The organism is Emticicia fontis (genome assembly GCF_054779675.1).
On sequence record NZ_BAAGXU010000037.1, the window covers coordinates 522,062 to 539,814 of the forward strand.

17 protein-coding genes are annotated in these 17,753 nt (G+C 41.1%); 7 read left to right on the top strand and 10 right to left on the bottom strand.

Annotated features, from left to right (window positions below; all coding sequences use genetic code 11):
- Positions 1-179: 179 nt before the first annotated feature.
- From ACYVFA_RS18035 to ACYVFA_RS18060, 6 genes are all read right to left on the bottom strand, one after another.
- Positions 180-905 (bottom strand): SDR family oxidoreductase, encoded by a 726-nt coding sequence (locus ACYVFA_RS18035; RefSeq protein WP_460473250.1) that lies wholly within the window; start codon positions 903-905, stop codon positions 180-182.
- A 63-nt stretch (positions 906-968) separates the two neighbouring features.
- Positions 969-1,196, bottom strand: coding sequence for a DUF3820 family protein (locus ACYVFA_RS18040; protein ID WP_460473251.1), 228 nt, complete (start codon positions 1,194-1,196; stop codon positions 969-971).
- 159 nt (positions 1,197-1,355) lie between these two features.
- Positions 1,356-2,729, bottom strand: coding sequence for a Gfo/Idh/MocA family protein (locus ACYVFA_RS18045; RefSeq protein WP_460473252.1), 1,374 nt, complete (start codon positions 2,727-2,729; stop codon positions 1,356-1,358).
- A 197-nt stretch (positions 2,730-2,926) separates the two neighbouring features.
- The gene (locus tag ACYVFA_RS18050; protein ID WP_460473253.1) at positions 2,927-3,310 is read right to left on the bottom strand and encodes a DUF3037 domain-containing protein; all 384 of its coding nucleotides are present in this window, start codon (positions 3,308-3,310) and stop codon (positions 2,927-2,929) included.
- Positions 3,288-4,085, bottom strand: coding sequence for a HipA family kinase (locus tag ACYVFA_RS18055; RefSeq protein ID WP_460473254.1), 798 nt, complete (start codon positions 4,083-4,085; stop codon positions 3,288-3,290). The genes ACYVFA_RS18050 and ACYVFA_RS18055 overlap by 23 nt, the downstream gene beginning before the upstream one ends.
- A 432-nt stretch (positions 4,086-4,517) precedes the next feature.
- Positions 4,518-5,189, bottom strand: coding sequence for a TatD family hydrolase (locus ACYVFA_RS18060; RefSeq protein WP_460473255.1), 672 nt, complete (start codon positions 5,187-5,189; stop codon positions 4,518-4,520).
- A gap of 36 nt (positions 5,190-5,225) precedes the next feature.
- On the opposite strand from ACYVFA_RS18060, the gene ACYVFA_RS18065 reads away from it, so the two are divergent.
- Complete coding sequence (locus ACYVFA_RS18065) at positions 5,226-5,693, top strand: GNAT family N-acetyltransferase (RefSeq protein ID WP_460473256.1); 468 nt, start codon at positions 5,226-5,228, stop codon at positions 5,691-5,693.
- 3 nt (positions 5,694-5,696) lie between these two features.
- Here ACYVFA_RS18065 and ACYVFA_RS18070 read toward each other — a convergent pair whose 3' ends face one another.
- From ACYVFA_RS18070 to ACYVFA_RS18080, 3 genes are all read right to left on the bottom strand, one after another.
- The gene (locus tag ACYVFA_RS18070; RefSeq protein WP_460473257.1) at positions 5,697-7,337 is read right to left on the bottom strand and encodes a CotH kinase family protein; all 1,641 of its coding nucleotides are present in this window, start codon (positions 7,335-7,337) and stop codon (positions 5,697-5,699) included.
- A 31-nt stretch (positions 7,338-7,368) separates the two neighbouring features.
- On the bottom strand, positions 7,369-8,748 hold the full coding sequence (locus ACYVFA_RS18075) for a DNA/RNA non-specific endonuclease (protein WP_460473258.1): 1,380 nt from the start codon (positions 8,746-8,748) through the stop codon (positions 7,369-7,371).
- A gap of 122 nt (positions 8,749-8,870) precedes the next feature.
- On the bottom strand, positions 8,871-11,642 hold the full coding sequence (locus ACYVFA_RS18080) for a 3-coathanger stack domain-containing protein (RefSeq protein ID WP_460473259.1): 2,772 nt from the start codon (positions 11,640-11,642) through the stop codon (positions 8,871-8,873).
- A 167-nt stretch (positions 11,643-11,809) separates the two neighbouring features.
- On the opposite strand from ACYVFA_RS18080, the gene ACYVFA_RS18085 reads away from it, so the two are divergent.
- Entirely contained in the window at positions 11,810-12,223 is a 414-nt protein-coding gene (locus ACYVFA_RS18085) for a DUF6157 family protein (RefSeq protein WP_460473260.1), read from the top strand.
- Positions 12,224-12,340: 117 nt separating this feature from the next.
- On the opposite strand, the gene ACYVFA_RS18090 is transcribed toward ACYVFA_RS18085, so the two are convergent.
- Positions 12,341-13,351: a hypothetical protein gene (locus tag ACYVFA_RS18090; protein ID WP_460473261.1), complete on the bottom strand. Its 1,011-nt coding sequence runs from the start codon at positions 13,349-13,351 to the stop codon at positions 12,341-12,343.
- Positions 13,352-13,601: 250 nt separating this feature from the next.
- Here ACYVFA_RS18090 and ACYVFA_RS18095 point away from each other — a divergent pair, with 250 nt between their 5' ends.
- From ACYVFA_RS18095 to lptC, 5 genes are all read left to right on the top strand, one after another.
- Complete coding sequence (locus tag ACYVFA_RS18095; protein WP_460473262.1) at positions 13,602-13,907, top strand: hypothetical protein; 306 nt, start codon at positions 13,602-13,604, stop codon at positions 13,905-13,907.
- A gap of 64 nt (positions 13,908-13,971) precedes the next feature.
- Positions 13,972-14,763 carry a tRNA threonylcarbamoyladenosine dehydratase gene (locus ACYVFA_RS18100; RefSeq protein WP_460473263.1) on the top strand — a complete coding sequence of 264 codons (792 nt, stop codon included), beginning with the start codon at positions 13,972-13,974 and terminating at the stop codon, positions 14,761-14,763.
- Positions 14,764-14,765: 2 nt separating this feature from the next.
- Complete coding sequence (locus ACYVFA_RS18105; RefSeq protein ID WP_460473264.1) at positions 14,766-15,608, top strand: type III pantothenate kinase; 843 nt, start codon at positions 14,766-14,768, stop codon at positions 15,606-15,608.
- Positions 15,583-16,881: a hypothetical protein gene (locus tag ACYVFA_RS18110; protein WP_460473265.1), complete on the top strand. Its 1,299-nt coding sequence runs from the start codon at positions 15,583-15,585 to the stop codon at positions 16,879-16,881. The genes ACYVFA_RS18105 and ACYVFA_RS18110 overlap by 26 nt, the downstream gene beginning before the upstream one ends.
- Before the next feature lie 5 nt (positions 16,882-16,886).
- Positions 16,887-17,492: an LPS export ABC transporter periplasmic protein LptC gene (gene lptC, locus ACYVFA_RS18115; protein WP_460473266.1), complete on the top strand. Its 606-nt coding sequence runs from the start codon at positions 16,887-16,889 to the stop codon at positions 17,490-17,492.
- The last annotated feature ends 261 nt before the right edge of the window (positions 17,493-17,753 follow it).

Sequence of the window (17,753 nt, forward strand, 5' to 3'; positions counted from 1 at the left end):
TCAAAATGAGATTCATTTCGTAGAGACGCAATGCGTTGGGTCTTCATTGGCCCGTAAATTGGGGAAATTAATCGTTTATGCGAAAAACCTCTTCTCAATGAACATTTATTGGATTGCATAGGCCAATGAAGACGTATTCCAATCGCGCGGCGAACCGTACGTCTCTACGAAAAATAATATTATTTAGAGGGCGGCATCGATGGCCTTACCTCAACCTTGCTAGGCAGGGTGCGGGCTGGCATTTTGATTAAATCTGATACAATCTGGCCGATGTCTTCCGGCTGGATTTTCCAGGCATCTTTTTCGGTTGGGGTGTGGTTGTTGAAATAGGTAGCCACTGAACCCGGCATGATAGTAGACACTTTGATGCCTTCGTTGCGCAAATCAAGCATCAATGCCTGAGTAAAACCAACCAGACCGAATTTGCTGGCATTGTAGGCCGTTCCTTTATCGAAGAAATTGGCTCCTGCCAAGCTTGCAATGGTAATAAAATAACCTTTTGAATCTTTAAGGGCTTCTAAGGTTGTCTTGGCTGTGTAGAATACACCCGTCAGGTTAATGTCTATGGTATTATGCCATTGTTCTAATGAAATGTCCTGAAAAGGAACCAGATGTCCTACGCCTGCATTGGCAATTACGTAGTCAAGTCTACCCCAGGTTTCTAATATATTATCAACCGCTTTTTGTTGAGAGGCAAAATCTCTTACATCAGATACCAATGGAAGTGCATAGCCTTCCTTGATTTTGTTTAGCTCGGCAGCGGCTTCATCGGCAGCTTCCTGCGTGCGGCTGGTAATGGCTACTCTGATTCCTTCTTTGATTAATACTTCGGCTACACCATAGCCAATTCCTTTTGAGCCTCCGGTAACAAGGGCTACGCGGATAATTGTTGTGTTGTCAGACATACGAAAATGATAAGTTTTATGAGCCTATAACAGCCACTGATAGCAGATAGTTTGGATGCGCTTCTAGATTTTTCCTTCTTTCAATGGTTTCAGCAGATATTCCAGTCCATTGAGTTTGATTTCATACATCGTTGCCAATAGTGTTCCCAGTTTTCCTTCCGGAAAACCCTCCCGCTGAAACCAGAGTAAATAATGCTCTGGCAAATCGCAGATCAGCCTGTCTTTATATTTCCCGAATGGCATCCGGAAAGTGACTAATTCTTTAATAATGGCTGAGTTTGCTTCGTTCATTTGGTTGGTAGATTATTACCCCACCCTAACCCTCCCCAACAGTGGGGAGGGGATATTAAAAATCCTTTTCTTATTATTCGGGATTGATTTATGTATAGAGATTCTGCTCCCTTCCCCACTGTTGGGGCGGCCGCCGTGCGGAAGGGTTGGGGATGGGGTTTATTTCTTCTTCAATTTCATCTCAATCGGGTCCCAATGCACTATTTTATTATCGAAATAGCTGAGGTTACAAGCTAATGCCGGAGCAGCCGCACGGAAACCGAAGATTGGGTCTTCGATGGTTTTCTGGCTGTTGGCGCGCATATTATCAAAGAAATTCTTGAAGTGTTTGGCATGCGCATCGTCACCTTGTGGGGTGTCAAATTTTATCTCTTTTACAGGCTCTGCTTTTCTGTCAGCTTCTGAATATTTGGCATCATATTCTTTCAGGAATTCTTTTTGTGTAGCTTCTGCAAAAGTCGGATAGCTTTCTCCGTTGCCATAGCCCGGTGCTTTAGGCAATTTACGTTTGGTCAAGGTTAATCCCTGTGCACTCCATTGAATTTCCCCTTCGGTGCCTACTACACGTGTTACGTTTTTAATAGCCCCGGCATTGGCAAAGTTTACACGCAATACCGCCTGGAATTTCTTATGTTTTTCGGTTTCCGGATAATCTAATACGGTTACCATTACATCTGGCACATCACGGCCATCTTTCCAGTAACTTAACTCGCCCGAAGAGAAGATTCTGTTTGGCCCGATAGCTCCGGTAGCATAGTGCATACCAGTGATTAAGTGCACAAATAAGTCTCCGGCAACCCCTGTGCCATAGTCTCTGTAATTTCTCCAACGGAAGAAACGGGTAGCATCAAACGGACGTTTAGGGGCATCGCCTAAGAATCTATCCCAATCAATAGTCTGAGCTGATGCATCCGGCGGAATAGAGTATGTCCAGGCACCTAAAGCACTGAAACGGTCGTAGGTAGCTTCGATGAAATTCAACTCACCAATTTCACCTGATTGTAATAATCTTTGTGCTTCGGCATAGGCTGCTCCACTGATAGGCTGGCTACCAACCTGCATGGTTTTGCCTGTTTTTTGCCAGGTTTCTATTACTTTTCTGCCTTCATCGATATGTTGTACCATCGGTTTTTCACAATACACGGCTTTGCCTGCATTCAGGGCAGCAATCGAAATGTGGTCGTGCCAATGGTCTGGGGTTGCAATGATAACCGCGTCAATGTCTTTGCGGTTAAGTATTTCTCTGAAATCACGAGTCGTGAAAAGGTCTTTGTTATATACTTCTTTGCCTCTTACCAAACGGCCGTCGTACAAATCAGCGGCGGCTACCAGCTCAGCCTCCGGGTTGCGAAGGGCTGCTTTGGTATCAGAGTTTCCCTGGATACCCAAACCGATGGTAGCAATGCGGATTTTGTCGTTTGGACTTACTTTGAGGCTTTTAATGATATTGAATGGTTTGGCAAAAGAGTCGGCTGCCATCAGGACTGAGGCCGCACCAATCCCTTTGATAAACTTCCTGCGTGAAGGTGTCATAATGGATGATTGCTGGGGTTAAATATGTGAGGGTATAAATTTAGGAGGATATGGGGTTTAATGCAAATAAATAATGTGGCGATAGCAATTAAAAAGGATATTTTGTGAATTTGTCGGAACTCCTTATGTAGTATCAGCGACCGCACGGCGGACCACTTTAGTCGCTGACAAGGGCATATGAATTAAGGGAAATTTCTTCAAAGTACCAATTGATTAAACAACCGCTCCAACGTTTCCTCAGGCTCAATACAAAAGCCCGGATGGATTTTTGAGGTCTGGATGATGGTGCTGCGGGTAGCGGTGAGCCAACGGAAACGGGAGGCAATAGGTAAAACGCCAATAGGTCCACCGTTTTTGCCACCGATGCAGATGCGTTCTAAGGTGTGTAGATATTCTGCGAGTTCGTCTACTTCCAGATTGCACGAAAAAGCTTTTAATCGTGCTTCGTCCAGTTGATACCTGACTTTCAGAAAGCCTTTTTTGGGGCAATAGAGAATCACCCCGACATTCAGGAATTCTTCTCTTTCAACCCGTGGTACAATACGGACAACTGCATACTCATATAAGTGATTTTCTTGCATTCTGTGCTTCGTTAACAAAGTTTTCGGAGTGTGCTACTCTTGATTCTAAAAATTGGGCATATACCGCTCGTCTTTCCTCTTCTGTTTCTACCAATGAGGGGTCTTGCAGCCATTCATCAGGCACTAAGCCTACAATAGTTCTGATTAATTCCGGCGTAAGCATCTGACGGAATTCGTCGTCTACTTCTTCTATCTCGGTGGCAAAGGGAAGTAAAACGTGGTCTTTTACCTGTATAAATGGGCGTAGTGATTGCTCTTTCCAGTTGTCCCACGAATGGTGGAAATAGAGCGAGGCACCGTGGTCTATCAGCCACAATTCTTTGTGCCACATGAGCATATTTGTATTGCGGGCTGTGCGATCAACATTGGTGAGCAGGCAATCCAGCCAGACAATCTGAGAAGCCAATCTGGGGTTAACAACGTTTAAAACAGGGTCGAAAGTGATGGCTCCTGAGAGGTAATGCACGCCCAGATTCAAGCCAACACTGGCCTGTAATAAATCCTGTATTTCTTCGTCGGGTTCGGTTCTGCCAAAGGCTTCGTCGAGGTTGGCAAAGACCATTTCGGGCATCCGTAAGCCTAATGCACGGGCCATTTCTCCACCAATCAGTTCAGCAATCAGGGCTTTTACGCCTTGTCCTGCCCCCCGGAATTTGATAACATAGAGGAAGTCGTCGTCTGCCTCTGCAATGGCCGGCAAAGAACCACCTTCCCGCAGTGGGGTGACATAGCGGTTGATTTTGACGGATCTCAGTTGAATTTCAGCTGTATTCATGGTGTTTCTTTTAACTCGTGTGGCAAAAGTAGTAAAAATTGTGATTGTTTGAGGGAATAGTTAGGTATGGATGATTTGTCCGCCATCGCCATCTAAGACAAAAAAGACCAGTTTTGGCTAAAGCCAATTTGAACGATTGCTTTCTGTTACCCCCATTTGAAAATTCAAGCTATTGATACAAAACGTAAGGGTTAATGATTCAATTGCCTCCAGCTTTAGCTGGAGGTTCTAAATGACCAACCTTATTGGCTTTAGCCAAAATGTCTTCAAGGGTTTGGGAAGCCGATAAATTTACCTTCTCAAATATCATTTATTGAATTGCATAGACCCATGGAGACGCCTACAAGTCGTCTCTACTATAATAGATTTTAAATGATTTTTAGAACGCTTATTTTTTGAATCTCAATTATTGCATATCTACGAATACAGCAATCACCCAACCAGCCCCAAATAATTATCAAACAAAATCTTCTCCATCACCACCAGCGATAAATTCTTCACCTCAGCTGCTTTTTGATAAATATCTACAATCGAAATATCCTTATCGTCGGTTTCAAGAAAGAGCCTTTCCAGAGGAATTTCCTGCAAAACCTTTAAAGCGTTGGATTCTTCGTGTAGTAATGCACCGCCTAATGAGAGGTAGAAGCCTTTATCCAGCAATTGGCGGGCTATTTCAATTTTAGTATTAAAGCCATGTACGATGAAAGGTATGCGGGGTCTGACTATTTTTTTGATAGAAATCAGCTCATTATAGCATTTCACGCAGTGAATAATCACGGGCTTTTTTACTTCTTCTGCGATACGGATTTGCTTGATGAAGATTTCTTCCTGCAAGGGCATGGGAGCACCTTTTAATCGGTCAAGCCCGCATTCGCCTATAAATTTTATAGCTGGATCCGAAGCAATGCCCGCCAGTTTTTTTAATTGGAGCTTAGCTGAATTTTCGTTGATATACCAGGGATGAATACCTGCTGATAGCCAGTTTTCGGTATCTGGTAAACTGAAATTCTCCAGGCCTTCTTCCGAATCGGGGATTATTTCGTTGAAAATAATCTGTTCGTCGGCTTGTTTTTTCAAAAGATGTGTATGTAAATTGAGCAGCATTTTTTTCTCTGAATTATCATCTAGCCACAAATATATATGCCCGATTTATCAATTACTATCAAATGTGTACCTTTCTACGAACTTAACCTTGACGAATTATATGCCATTCTTGCGCTTCGACAAGAGGTTTTTGTGGTTGAGCAAAACTGTCCGTTTCTGGATGCTGATGGCAAAGACCAGTCGGCTCTGCATTTGATGATATTTGATGAGGACGAAAATCTGGTGGCTTATACAAGGCTTTTTGCGCAGGATGTCTATTATCAGGGCTATACTTCTATTGGTAGGGTAGTTACTTCTCCCAAAGCCAGAGGAGGTGGGCTTGGCAGAGTATTGATGGAGAAATCGATAGAAAAAGTGCTTGCCTTGTTCGGACAAGCACCTATTAAAATCGGAGCACAGAAATACCTTGAAAAATTCTACCATTCATTGGGCTTTGAGCCTACTGGTAACGATTATATCGAAGATGGGATTCCGCATACTTATATGATTTATCCGGCTAAATAGTGCTTATTGCTGCACCATCTTTTTGGTGAGTTTATGCCCGTTTGCTTCCAGTTGCAGCAGATTGATACTACTCAGATGCAAACTGGATGGTACTTGTATCATTACCTGATTTTCGCCTACCTGTAAGGTTTCCTGAATCTGGGTCAATACTTTGCCATTGACATCATATAAAACCAGATGGGCTTTCTCGGATTTGGGTGAATGAATGTTGACATAAATCCGGTCGAGGAACGGATTAGGGTAGGCATTCATTGATAATATATTGGTAGTATTTTCTTCGTTCGCCGTGATTCTTAAATCAACCGGTTGTTTGATATTCGCATCAAGCCATAGCAGACGATTGGCAACAAACTGTTTTAATTCGTTAACTTCGCCCATCCAACTACCCGAAATGGGACTCGGCTGCGGCCAGACGTATACGCCCAGAATAGGCCATTTCTGAAAATTTCTGAAAGCGGGTGCTTGCAATTGGAGGGTCAGGCTATCAATATATTGATTGATTTTATCTAACTGAAAAGCGCCTTTTTTGCGTTGAAAGGCATATTCTTCGCCCAATTCACGTACAAAAGCTGAGTCTTCCATCATGCGTTCCCACCAGAAAGGCACCTGAAAGCCATCATTCGGGCATACATTGTTGAATTTATAAGAGAAACCTCTATAACTATCGCCTTCGCAGTAGTTACCATTACCATAAGTAAGGTCATAGTCCCAGGGTGGGCCGGCTTTTATTTTGCCGCCTTTACTGTCTTTGTCTTTATAGAAGAATGTACTGATACGATAGCCATCTACATTTTTTGAAATCTCGTTTGTCAGAAACAGCGTAATAAACGAATGCGTATCAAAATATTTCCGGTAGCCATTTTCTTTATCTCTGAAATTGGCACTCTTCAATGCCGATTCGGCAGTAGAAAAATACTTACTGATATAGCTTTTTTGTTCGTTCGTAATGGTTTTAGGCGCTTCATACTGGTAATAAGTCCGGTTGGTAGCCGGAGCATTATTCTGATACTGGGAGGTCCAGCCGCCTAAGCCCGTACCAGTGGTTTTATCTACTTTTATGATGTATCCACCTGTTAAAGCATCGCCTTGCAGGTCGGTTTCTTTTAATTTAGAAATATCTACTCTGCCCGGTGCGCGCTTGATTTTCTCCATAAATACATAGACCCCCATGTATTGATTGTTGATGAATACCTCTGCATATTGCGTGCGGCTGGCATAAACGCCCATTTCGCGCGCCAGTTTCATGGTCAATACATTGTGCATCAGGCTTTTTTCGTTGTAAGAGGCAAAAAGAATCCAGTCAGATTCTTCGGGCATACCAAACAAACTGGCATCTATTGAATTATTTTTATCGTCCCAGAGTTCGAAACCCAGGCTTTTTTTAGGAAACATCTGCGACGATGAACCTCTGTATTCAATACCGATGTAGCCACTATAATGATTAGGCTTATCAGTCAGATTATTCACCTTGCCCGGCCCGTTATAGATAATATCCATTTTGGCTCTGATCTTCGGGTCGTCTACGATGGTTGCACCCTGTGTATTGATAAGAATGATAGGCAAAGTAGAAGAATCAAAATTCTGCGCCATCAGAATGGCCGATTGAAAACAGAATAGAATCAGGTTAAAGTAGAATTTTTTCATAGGTCGATTATTTTTCCTGGTGTTAAATGTCTTATGGTCGGGTAGCAGAAACTTTAACTGTCGGGCCATCGTCCATGCTACTTTCTAACGATTTCTGAATGGCCGTTGGTACGTTCGACAGGAAGTCGTAGCCTGTTATCTTCTCCAGATCATCTACGCTCAATCGGTACTCACCCCATTTGGTATCTTTGATGGTTTGTTTGTTTGGAATATTCACAGCAATTACGCGTGTCTGCTCATTAATCCGGTTGACATCATCTACCCCAATCGGCAGAATCACTATCACTTTCCAGATTGATTCGGGTACTACCATTTTGCCGTTGTCTAAGGTAAAGCTTTTGCCACCGTTTGAGCCAATACCTGCTTTGCCGTATACACCTGCCACAATATATAATTCATAACCTGCCTCGGCTATTTTTCGGCAATAGGCTTCTAAGTCTGCCCATGCGCCCCGGTTATTATTGGGTGCTTGCGGAACGATATTGGTCAAAATAAAAGTAGCCTCGTTATCAGCAAGGGTTCTGTCTCTATCATCAGACGGGCACAGGTGTCCTCTATCAAAGCCTGAGCCGACATAATCGCTGTTTTGTACTTTGTACCAGTTTGAAGGCAGCGCATCATCTGGTCTGAATTTGTCTTCTCTTTTCACGTCGCCCTTCCAGGCTGTGCTTAAATGCCAGCTTACCCAATTGGCCGAGCTGCGGGCTTTGCTATAAGACAACGTGTATTGGGGCTTTATCATCAGATAATTGTTCTCGTCTTTGGGTGTGGCATTACTTGGGTTGCCCAAAGTCAGATTGTCGTCACGCGTAGCTTTGGTTGAATTGTTAGTAGGAGTGGGGAGAGAGGCGGAGGTGATAATGGAAATATCATCAATATTCAATCGACTGCTTCCTCCTGATACTTTCCTGATTTCAAAGCGGGCTTTATTAGGCTCGTTGACGATTACCTGAATAAAACTCATTTTGCTGCCATTTGTATGGAAATGATTCTGCAGCCTTGTCCAGTTAGCACCGCTATTTCTTGATATATATAATTCCCATTCGCTGTCTCCGTCACCTTTATAGGCGGCATAGGCCATTTTTATCTCTCTTACGCCCTGTATATCGTAGTTCATTCGCACAAAACCCTTTTCTCTGATTCTGATGGCTTTTTCTCCATTGCGGGTATCATTGGTAGTGCCGCCTATCAGGGCATCTTCAAAATACCATTCGCCGCCTGATAAGTTTACGTTGCCTGCTGAATAATTTCCTTTTGAAATATCCTCTAATCCCTCCGGAAAGCCTTTGGCAAAGTTTACTTTGTTTGTATTGGTATTTGTGGTGTTAGAAGGTGTTTTGCTTGGTAAACACGAGCTCACAGCAACGGCAACGAATAAGAAGAGTATGGATTTCCGGGAAAAAGCAAACATAGAAAACTACAATTTTTTCTCAAAAATAGCAAAAAAATCGGTAGCTTCTGCCTGAATGTTAAGAAGATGTTAAGTGAAAGATGCGGGATGCTATATTTCTTTATTCTCTCTATGGTCTTTAATTATTGTCTTAAAGTACAAGGTCGGTTTTTGATTTCGGCTTTGAATACATTCTGGCTATCGGCAGTGAATCCGGCTTTGAGTGTAATGCTTTTAGGCGCAAAATAATATACTCTACCATCACCTGTCAGTTTTTCGGTAGATTCGATTATTGTGGCTGAATTCTGGATTTTTGAATCAGTAGTAGCGCCATTCAGGTTGGTGGACTCATCACATTTTCTGAATGTAAACCATTCTACATCATAAAACCTGTCATCGGTTCTCACTAGCAATTCCTGGTCATTAAGCGGAAACAAAAAGCCACCTCTAAAAGCCGTAGAATACTCTTGTTTGGTTTCTAATGATAAAATAGATTTGGTTGCTGCCGGGGTACCATCGGTAGTGTAGAGTTTTTTCTTTGTTTCCCAGGTTTCGCCTGCATAGGTAGTAAAATATAACCACTGATTGAGGCAGTAAAAGTTTTTGAATTTGGTGGTTTCAACCATTTCCTCGGTTTCTGTCACAAGGTCGGTTGTACCGCTCACAGTGTTATGTTTATACAAAAGTGATTTTCCTGAATACTGTGTCTGATTTAATCCGAAAAAGACTGAATTGTTGCACTGGCAGAAATCTGTTATATCAGAATAAGCATTCGATAGATTGGATATTAATATCTTTCCGGCAGGTGTGCCATCTGATTTATAAACTTTGACATTAACATTGTTATAGTCGAATACTGAATAATAATAATGGGTATCAGTAAAATATACACGCTCAAGGTCTGTAAGGGTCGAAAACGGCAGGTACTGTAATCGGGTGGTGCCTGCATCCGTACCATCGGTTGTCCAGAGTTCCAGATAGCCTGAGGCACTGGCGATAAATGCAAGCTTACCCCGAAAATTGGCATAGGTACGTTTGATGGCATTGGGCTCAATGCTTTTGACAAGAGTTGGCTGATCGGTATCGCTCGCATACTTCCAGATTTTGGTTGAACCGTCGCTTCTGGTAAAGACATACAATTGCTGATTATACACAGCCATGCCCAAATAATAATCTGTCTGGTTGAATACCCTTATTGCTTTTGTATTGGCTGTAGTACCATCAGAAACCCATAATTGCCCATCAATATTAGTATTGTCTGCTGTTAAAAAATAAAACTTATCATTAATCTGAACTGCTTTTTGTTGGGTAGCCACCCCCGTCAGATTAGCAATTACCTGATAATTACCCTGAGCAAAGTCTATTTTCTGAAGCTGGTTATTTCTTACCAGGTATAAATAACCCCTGAAAGCAACCAGGTTATAATAGAGCCCCAGATTTCCGATTTCTGCCCCTCTGGTTCCTTCGGTTGTGCCATCGGTTTCGAAAAATTTCCTGTATGTGCTTGCCGTATTATCGTAGGCCGAAAAATAAGATTTTCCGCGGGCATTCAGCAAAAATTCTGTTCTTGAGGTTTTGGTTGTAGAATCTAAATCTTTTACGATTTTAGCACTATCGGCCGTAACAGTATATAACTCTCTGCCATAAGCGCTATTGTTTGAAGGGTTGAACCAGGCTATGATTTTGTTGGCACTGATGGCATAGGGAATGGGGAGCGTTTCGGCCATCATTTGATTACTTACCATTGTGATGCTCACACCATCAGTCTTATATAATTTTCCTGACAAGAGATAGTAAAGGCAATTATCCTGGGGGTTATACACCATCCTGCCATCTGATGGAAACCCGTTTCCGACTACTGTTCTGGTAGTGCCATCGGTCTTTATCAATTCTCCAGACCAATTGGTATAGTAGAAAAAACCGTCGATAGTTGCTAATTCTCTATTATCCAGGAGGCCAAGCCCCGGAGAGGAATCTATAAATTTCGTATTGGCTTCAGTACCATCTGTTATCCAGAGCTGTGTCTCTTCGTGGGTAGATAATACAATCAGTACCTTGTCTCCAAACGAATAAAGGTTATCGATTATAACCGTAGGACTGGGAGAATTATCAAAGCCCAGAACGTTTTTGAACTCATAAGTACCTGCCTCTGTCCCGTCTGATATGAATAATGAGCTACGATTAACAATATAACCATGATACATAACCCGATTCCCTAATTTAACGGGTCCTCTATAGATGGTGCCTGACTGGGGGATTTCTTTTACTTTATGTGTACCTGCCGTTGTACCGTCAGAAACCCAAAGGTCAGTACTTGAATAGGTCGGGTAGGAGACTGTAGCAGTAAAAAATAATTGATTATTAACTACAAGGAGGCCAGTAGCATACTGGAAATTTTGAGTAGCTCCCTGAATTTCGGTACTTTCATTGGTGATTTCGTTATAATAGAAAAGCTTTGCATTGCCATAATCAGGCCCGGCAATATAATAGAATTTATTATTCAGTTTAACGACCTTATTTACTTGAGTCGCACTGGCTACTTTTTTTATTACCGGAGAGTTCAGTCGGGCTACATATAAACCATTATTAGGAGTACCATTATTTGGTGTGGCATAAAAGAACACATAATCATCAATTGTAATGATTCTGGAGAAGCTGGAGTATTCGCCAAAAAGGTCGGAAGAAGCGAAGTTTTCCAGCTTGACCCCGTTATATTTCCAGAGTCTTAGTTTATAGGTATCATCGTTATAATTTCTATCGAGCTGAAAAGCGACAGATATATCTCCTGCGTTCTGAATTGATACTATTCTGGAATCATTGGTTTGGGTATTGATATCTTTCAGGATATTAAAATGGTAGCTTGGTTGCGCAGATAACACATGAGCAAACATTAGTAACAGCAGTACTTTTTTCATCACAAATTTTATGTCGGATTTTGACCTTGAAATAAATAAGAATTTTGTGGAATGGCAAGTAAATTTCGGTATCAATAAGAAAGATACTTGAAAGAATACCGCTGAGTGAATCAGATAGCAATTGAAATTGTACTAAATTTGAGAATCAACTCATAAACCATAAGGGCATGAAAACACATACCACCAACTATTATGATACTTTTATAGAAATTGCCGCCGATTCTCCTGTAGCTAACGGCGAAGTGCCTCCTATGAAAGGCGATACGAAAACTGTAGCCAATATGCAGTTTGAAATGATCAGCAAGAACCCTTATAAGTATACCTCTGACGATGTATTGTTTCAGGTTTTTGCTGATAAGAATGATTTGACAGCCGCAGAATATGAAGAAGCACGAAAACAGTTTTTCTCAAAAGGGCAGGCTTGTCTGCGAGCTTCTCCTTTAACCAAGAGATATGGCTGGGGCTTGCATCACAATCACGAGGGCAAAGTGGCTTTATATGCCAGTGACTCGCCGGAATATGAAAAACTGCTGAATGATAAGAATCTGAAAGTGGTGAAGGCGATGAAGTCAAGCAGGTGATATTCTTGCCAGAATAGTTTTGTCTGAACTCATTTAAGATAGTATTTTTTTGCGTGTTGATTATTGATAATATAAGGATTAGTCCTACTATTAAATCTATAATGGCAAAAATTTGACTTAATCACACTGATAAGTCCATTCCTGACGAAGAGGGGTTATTAAATGATCATTGAATTCCTCTTGTTTAATCATATTTTTATGTGTGTCATAAGCGTAGACTATAGAATATACCAGTTTATCCTTATTATAAGCACTCTCTTTCATTCTCAAGCCGTTCTGTATTTCGATGGTGAAATAACCTGTCAGCGTATTCTGAGCATCATATGTACTGGTTTTATAACTTTCTCCTGTGTATTCTGTAATAATCTTTTGAGTGACTTTACCAGCATCGTCATAATATATCTCACTAATTTGCTGATCTTTGGAATTGTATTCAGTATTAATATAACCTACTAGCACACCATTATAATAAGAAGATGTTTTTACCTTCTTATTCCGTGAATTATATTCATATCGAATTTCACCTGTAGGACTATTAGCAGGATTATAATATGTTATTTTAATAAGTAAATTAGCTGCATTGTATTCACTTTTTTCTGAACTGCCATCGTCAAACTGAGCCAGAATTTCATTCCCGTTCTCGTCATACTCAACAATTATGTAGGGTTTATCGAAAACCATAGTGAAATCAAACCATGTCCATTTTTTCATTTTTCCATTGGCATGGTATTCATATAGGTATTCTTTCCGTTTTTGGGATGCACCTGTTTCAGTAATTTTATTTGTTACTTGTCTGATTAGCTGATTCGCAGAATTATAGGTATATATTGTTTCTGAGGTTTTTGTTTCAGAGCCCTGATTCTTTAAGTAGCTGCTGATTTTCAGAAGATTGTCTTTGGCATCATATTCATATTTTAAATAACTACTCAGGCCTTGTATTTCAATCAGTTTACCAGTTTTATCATATATATAGGTGTCCTTGTTTATTAGCTGATTAGTTTTTGTGTTGATAATGGTATAAGATAGTTTTTTACAGGCAGTTTCTACTGCCGGTTTAATCTCTTCCGATTTAGGTTTGCAGGCAAAAAGTATTGCTGCTAATAGTAAGGTAGTAAGGATTTTATTCATTGTTGAACAGCTGTTTTAGTCTGGCAAAGCATTAAGTAGGTTATTGAGATTAATCACGGTATAAAAGTAATAAAATGTCTGGTTCTGAAAAAGGTTTGTAGTTGATGTTGAGGTAAGATATGATTATTGTATGTGAATTTTAATATAATAATCCACGCATAGTATGATTCTATCAGAAACCTGCCTGAATGCTTTGAAAACAGGATGTTAAGTCGGAAATTTAGGAGACGCCCATATAACAACGAGTTCTATGATCAAAAGGGAAAAGAACATAAATACAAGTGACACAGGCATCACTAATTATATCTCTGAATCTGTCAGAACCAGAAAAGAACTGGCCGATGTAAAGGTAGCCGGAAGCTTGTTTAAAAGAGTAAATGGCCATACCTACCAACAGGTAGTTTCAGTGTTGGTATATGTATCAGCCATTAAAGTGAAGCCTGAAAAGGTATACGCTACGGTGACTACCTTTTTGACTGAAGCCAGTGATTTATTAAAAATCATTAGAGTTATGACTAGGGAGATGGTAAGCCCGCTACGATTTGAAAAATCGTGATACATAATTTAATCAATTGTGCTTAACTTTGAAGCTTATTAAAACTTACTACTCTTTAAAAAATATGCCTGCCTGGTTGTCTCGCTCCGAATTGTTGGTCGGAAAAGAAGGAATTGATGCCTTACAAAAAGCACACGTTTTAATAGTCGGATTGGGCGGCGTAGGCTCTTTTGCTGCCGAGTTTATCTGTCGTGCCGGTGTGGGCGAAATGACCGTTGTAGATGGAGATGTGGTTGACCCAAGCAACCGTAACCGACAATTACCTGCTCTGGCTACTAATCATGGGGTATCTAAGGCTGATATTATGGCTGAGCGTCTTCTGGCGATCAATCCTGAATTGACATTGCATGTGGTAAAGGAGTTTCTGACACCTGAAAAATGCCGGGAGATTCTGACGGTGAAGTATGATTATGTGATGGATTGCATTGATAGTATTACGCCTAAACTGACCTTGTTATCGACGGCCTACGAGCAGCAACAGAAAATTGTAAGTTCGATGGGCGCAGGTGGAAAGATAGACCCAACCAAGCTTTTTGTTGCCGATTTATATGATACTTATGAATGCTTGTTTGCACAATATGTACGCAAACGCATCAAGAAATTAGGGGTGAATTATGGTATCAAGGCCGTGTTTTCAACTGAGGCCGTAAAGCGTGATTCATTGATTCTGACTGATGGGAGCAATTTTAAACGCTCGGCTTATGGTACTATTTCATATATCCCCGCAGCCTTTGGCGGTGTTTGTGCGTCTGTGGTGATAAGAGAGTTGCTGGGGTATCCGATTGAACTGGTGAAGCGTCCGAAGAAAATACGGAAGAAATCGAAAAAAGAGGGCACTAAAAAAACGGAAGAATAGCCATGTTTGGAGTGGTTGACATCGGCAATACTTTTGCCAAAGTAGGACTTTTTGAAGATGATGCGCTGCTGGAAGTGAGTACAGGACTGGAGATTGAGGCTTTGGACGACTTCCTTTCGTTAAAAAAAGTTAAAAAAGTCCTGATTTCGTCAGTAACTAAAAATCAGGAAGAATTAGAAGCTATCTTTGAGGGAGTAGCGTTTGATAAACTCATACTGAATCCGTCGACACCTTTACCGATTGACAAGGATTATGAAACACCGCTGACGCTGGGGTCTGATAGACTGGCGGCGGCAGTAGGAGCTAATTTTCTGTATCCTGACGATAATTGTCTGATTATTGACATGGGTACAGCCATTAAATACGACTATGTGTCTATTGATGCACAAGATGTGTCTACAAGTGACAACGAGAGGAGAGGGGCGTTCAGAGGAGGGATAATTTCTCCTGGTATGAGGATACGATTTGAGTCGCTTCATACGTTTACAAAAAGATTGCCCTTGGTGAACGCTGATGAGTTTCACTCGGGCGACGTCCCACCCCTGATTGGAAAGAATACCAAGGCCTGTATACAAAGCGGTGTAGTGAACGGAATCATTGCCGAAGCACGTGGCATGATAGAAAATTACAGAAATTTGGGCAAATGTCAGGTAATCTTATGTGGTGGAGATGCTTCTTTCTTTGAAAGTCAAATAAAAAAGACGAACTTTGCGGGCTCATTTGAGATTGGCAAAGCAGAAAACACGCTGATAGCTCATACAAAAATAGAATTGATACCAAATTTAGTCCTGATTGGGCTAAACCGAATTTTAAGATACAATGTTGAAAAACTTACTACTCCTTAATTTTTTTCTCGTTTGCACTTTCGTATTTACTGATACTTACGCTCAAAAAGAATCCAGACTGACAGGTAACTCGCCTTACTCGGCTTTAGGCTTTGGCGATATTCAACCTGCTGGTGCGATTGCCAGCGATGCAATGGGAGGAACAGGCTTAACTTTCGGTAACGGTATCTATGTCAACACGGCCAATCCTGCGATGCTGGTGAAAACCCGTTTTGTGGCATTCAGTGCAGGTGTACGTGGGCAATACAGAACGATCTCAGACGGAACCAATTCACAAACCGATTTCGGTGCTAACCTGAGCCACGTGATGATGGCTTTTCCGATTAAACCTAAATGGACAATGTCGGTAGGTTTAAGACCACAATCAAGTGTTGAATATGAGTCTCGTTATACTTCTACTATTCAGGGCACAACCAATCAGGTACAGTATATTTATAAAGGTTCGGGTGGTTTTTCAAGAGCTTCTATCGGTAGCGGGCATATGATTGGTAAATCGTTGTATATCGGTGCAGAAGGATACTATTATTTCGGGAGTGTAAGCCGTGATACGACTTCAAGATTATTGCTGAATGATGGTGAAGATTATTATCTGCGCTATTCTGACCGCTCAAGTGGCAATGGTTTTGGTCTAAAAACCGGATTTACCTGGAATCAGAAACTGAGCAGTAAGTGGTATCTGAATGTGGGAGGGACGTATGATTTACAAACCAAATTGAATGGCTCTCAGCTCCGCAGTTTAACTACTTTAATTGAAGATCAGAATGGCCCGCGTGTGTTGAAAAAACCAGATACCTTGAGCACAGGCTCTGGATCTTATACCTTACCATCTCAATATTCGTTGGGAATCAGTGTTGAAAGCCCGCTAAAATGGATTTTTGCCGTAGAATATAGCAAACAGGACTGGACAAAATACCGTAATTTTCAGGGGAAAGCAGAAAGTAATCTGGCTGGAAGCGAGAGAATTGCAGTAGGGGTAGAGTTTTTACCTAAAGTAAGTTCTACGGCTTATTTTGATCAGGTATTTTATCGTATCGGTTTCCAGCAGATCAAAACTCCTTATGTAGTAAATGCTACACAGGTAATGGACAGAAGTTTCTCATTGGGCTTATCTACACCACTGGGTTTCAGAAACTTAAGTTATATTGATTGGGGTTTATCTATCGGAACAAGAGGTGTGGCAGGCAATGGGCTGGTAAAAGAAAACTATTTCAAGATGTCAATAGGCTTCTCGTTGGTTGATACACGCTGGTTCCTTAAATCGAGAGTTGATTAATAGCTATGGCTATCAGAAGTATGTCTTCATTCAGTATCAGATACCTGATTCTCTGCTTGCTTGTATCAGGCACAGTATTTCTAATTGCCTGCGAGGAGAAAGAGAAAAAAGGCGACCCTCAGAAATACAATGGCCCTTTGATGGTAACAGACAATCTGGCTATTCTGATGAGTGATTCTGGCAAGACTACCATAAAAGTGACAACTGCCAAGCAAATAAAACTACAAAACGAAGACGAGATTTATCCTAAAACGGTATACGTTACTTTTTTTGATAAAAACGGTGTTGAATACTCTTCTCTGAGGGGTGATTCGGGGCGTTATTTTAAAAATGAAGGCTTATATCGGGTAATGGGCAATGTCTTCTTCTTTAATCGTTTGCAACAACAAAGCCTTTCTACTGATTTGCTCAACTGGAGCGGCCTAAAGAAGAAGATTTATACGGATTCTCCGTTTATTATCAAAACCAGATTCGATGAGATACATGGCATAGGTATGGAAGCTGACCAGGATTTTACCCACTATACCATGCGCAAAACCAAAGGCGTTTTTGCTGTTGATTCAGTAACAACTATCGGCGGTGGGGCCGAGGCGGATACTACGAGTAATTAAACCATTCCAGCTTATTGGTTTCAGTTCTGACATTCAGAGATTTATACTATCAATACTTCAATTCGGATTTCAAGCAACTCCATCGCATCTTTACTTATTTTATGGTATCGTCTGATTGATGCTTTTCTATTCAGCTCCAAACGGGCAAACACTTCTACTTAAGTAAGCCATTTTTTTAGCTAAAATTATTTTTTCAGCCAAAAATGACCGTAAAATAAATAAATTTCCATTAACAGGTTTCTTCATATATCTTTCGAGCAG

What these genes read in the sequence shown, in the direction of transcription:
- ACYVFA_RS18035 (WP_460473250.1), bottom strand. Translation starts at nt 905, where the DNA reads ATGTCTGACAACACAACAATTATCCGCGTAGCCCTTGTTACCGGAGGC.
- ACYVFA_RS18040 (WP_460473251.1), bottom strand. Translation starts at nt 1,196, where the DNA reads ATGAACGAAGCAAACTCAGCCATTATTAAAGAATTAGTCACTTTCCGG.
- ACYVFA_RS18045 (WP_460473252.1), bottom strand. Translation starts at nt 2,729, where the DNA reads ATGACACCTTCACGCAGGAAGTTTATCAAAGGGATTGGTGCGGCCTCA.
- ACYVFA_RS18050 (WP_460473253.1), bottom strand. Translation starts at nt 3,310, where the DNA reads ATGCAAGAAAATCACTTATATGAGTATGCAGTTGTCCGTATTGTACCA.
- ACYVFA_RS18055 (WP_460473254.1), bottom strand. Translation starts at nt 4,085, where the DNA reads ATGAATACAGCTGAAATTCAACTGAGATCCGTCAAAATCAACCGCTAT.
- ACYVFA_RS18060 (WP_460473255.1), bottom strand. Translation starts at nt 5,189, where the DNA reads ATGCTGCTCAATTTACATACACATCTTTTGAAAAAACAAGCCGACGAA.
- ACYVFA_RS18065 (WP_460473256.1), top strand. Translation starts at nt 5,226, where the DNA reads ATGCCCGATTTATCAATTACTATCAAATGTGTACCTTTCTACGAACTT.
- ACYVFA_RS18070 (WP_460473257.1), bottom strand. Translation starts at nt 7,337, where the DNA reads ATGAAAAAATTCTACTTTAACCTGATTCTATTCTGTTTTCAATCGGCC.
- ACYVFA_RS18075 (WP_460473258.1), bottom strand. Translation starts at nt 8,748, where the DNA reads ATGTTTGCTTTTTCCCGGAAATCCATACTCTTCTTATTCGTTGCCGTT.
- ACYVFA_RS18080 (WP_460473259.1), bottom strand. Translation starts at nt 11,642, where the DNA reads ATGAAAAAAGTACTGCTGTTACTAATGTTTGCTCATGTGTTATCTGCG.
- ACYVFA_RS18085 (WP_460473260.1), top strand. Translation starts at nt 11,810, where the DNA reads ATGAAAACACATACCACCAACTATTATGATACTTTTATAGAAATTGCC.
- ACYVFA_RS18090 (WP_460473261.1), bottom strand. Translation starts at nt 13,351, where the DNA reads ATGAATAAAATCCTTACTACCTTACTATTAGCAGCAATACTTTTTGCC.
- ACYVFA_RS18095 (WP_460473262.1), top strand. Translation starts at nt 13,602, where the DNA reads ATGATCAAAAGGGAAAAGAACATAAATACAAGTGACACAGGCATCACT.
- ACYVFA_RS18100 (WP_460473263.1), top strand. Translation starts at nt 13,972, where the DNA reads ATGCCTGCCTGGTTGTCTCGCTCCGAATTGTTGGTCGGAAAAGAAGGA.
- ACYVFA_RS18105 (WP_460473264.1), top strand. Translation starts at nt 14,766, where the DNA reads ATGTTTGGAGTGGTTGACATCGGCAATACTTTTGCCAAAGTAGGACTT.
- ACYVFA_RS18110 (WP_460473265.1), top strand. Translation starts at nt 15,583, where the DNA reads ATGTTGAAAAACTTACTACTCCTTAATTTTTTTCTCGTTTGCACTTTC.
- lptC (WP_460473266.1), top strand. Translation starts at nt 16,887, where the DNA reads ATGGCTATCAGAAGTATGTCTTCATTCAGTATCAGATACCTGATTCTC.